The sequence below is a fragment of the Acinetobacter sp. YH16042 genome, assembly GCF_013417245.1.
Lineage (GTDB): Bacteria > Pseudomonadota > Gammaproteobacteria > Pseudomonadales > Moraxellaceae > Acinetobacter > Acinetobacter amyesii.
The window spans coordinates 1-1,512 of sequence record NZ_VPEJ01000112.1 but is presented as its reverse complement, the minus strand read 5'-3'; the positions used below and the strand labels follow the sequence as shown (position 1 = coordinate 1,512).

3 protein-coding genes are annotated in these 1,512 nt (G+C 33.4%); 1 reads left to right on the top strand and 2 read right to left on the bottom strand.

What is annotated here, in order from left to right; translation table 11 throughout:
- Nucleotides 1-285, bottom strand: a 285-nt coding sequence (locus FTV37_RS17380; protein ID WP_180064335.1) for a hypothetical protein, incomplete at its 3' end; no start/stop codon positions are given.
- 169 nt (nt 286-454) lie between these two features.
- Nucleotides 455-973 (bottom strand): hypothetical protein, encoded by a 519-nt coding sequence (locus tag FTV37_RS17375; protein ID WP_179995761.1) that lies wholly within the window; start codon nt 971-973, stop codon nt 455-457.
- A gap of 188 nt (nt 974-1,161) precedes the next feature.
- Between FTV37_RS17375 and FTV37_RS17370 the strand changes: the two genes are divergently transcribed.
- Nucleotides 1,162-1,512, top strand: a 351-nt coding sequence (locus FTV37_RS17370; RefSeq protein WP_180064334.1) for a recombinase family protein, incomplete at its 3' end; no start/stop codon positions are given.

The window sequence follows — 1,512 nt, the reverse complement described above, 5'->3', positions numbered from 1 at the left end:
CAAGTCTTTATAGTCATCCTTGCTAACTGTATTTGAATCAGTACCACGTTTAACTACAGCTTTACGAGGTTTACGTTTAGCAGGGTATGTATATTCTTCTACAGCTTTCTTTTTAGCACCTGTTAAACCTAATAGCTCTACTGTACGAGTACGTGATACCAATGTACAAGGTTTATTATCTTTACCTGTAAATAGAGTTGCTATCTGTTCAGGAGCTGCATCCTTTACTAATTCTAATACTACAGCTTTAGATAGGTTGCCACGAGGTTTAGTTGTAATTGCCATATTCAATACCAACATTTACTTGTTTATTGCTTATAAGCCTATCAGATTGAACGCTGTACGTGAATAGAAATAAATTAGCAAGGCAATTATGCTCACTCATTCACGTAGAGAGAGAAGAACGATGCAAATTATTTTGCACCGCCTACACTAAAAGGTAGTAAGTCTATAACTATTTAGCAGATGCTTCTTTTACTTGAGCATCAAATCTTTTAAGTGCATTAAAAGCCTTACTATCTACAGTACCATCTACAATGGCTACTTCATGTGCGCCTTTGCTAGTTGATACTTTCATCCATGTTCTTTTTGATTGCAGAATTTTAGTTAAAATGCTGTAACTTACAACCATTGTAGCTTGTGAATAGTTAGCCCCTACAGCTTGATCAAAACTAGTAGCATGATCATTCTTTATATTAATAATTTCCCCATCAATATTAAAAGATACTGAGTGAATATTTGCTATTTCATTGAATAGTTGAATAGTAATACCAACATTATCAGGATGATTATCTAACCATGATGCACCAACCATTGGGCACACCATGCTTTTACATGCTGCACCATGCGGAGCAATTGCTACACTTTTCACACCATCAAAATTACTTACTGCTGTCTGTGGATTTAATCCTGATGTTGTTGCACAACCTATAGCAAAAAGACTTGCTAACCCGATGATTAATATTTTTTTCATAAAAATCTCTTAATTATTCAAAAGTAAACTGAATATAGCATTATAAGTATTTAAGACTGATAAAAGCTATCATTAGACTATACTGAAATAATAATCAAATTAAATGAGAATATATCTATCATTAGAGTTGTATTGATAATTAAATGATAGTATTATCATAAGACTTAAAGATATAATGTTATATGATAATGACAGTAAGAATATATGTAAGAGCTAGTACAAAAGACCAAGATGCAGAGAGAGCATTAGATAGCTTAAAAGAGTTTGCTAGTACCATAAACGGCGTTACTGTTGAATATGTAGAGAATGAATCAGGTACAAAGCTAGATAGACCTGTATTAAATAAATTATTAGCAGATGCAGAGAACGGAGATACATTGCTTGTTGAGAGTGTAGACCGCTTATCACGTGTAAAACAAAATGAGTTTGAAGTATTGAAAGGACGTATAAAAGAGAAAGGATTGAAGCTAGTTGTTGCTGATCTGCCAACTACTCATGTACTGCTGAATACAGATGATACCATTACAAGCTCTATCCTG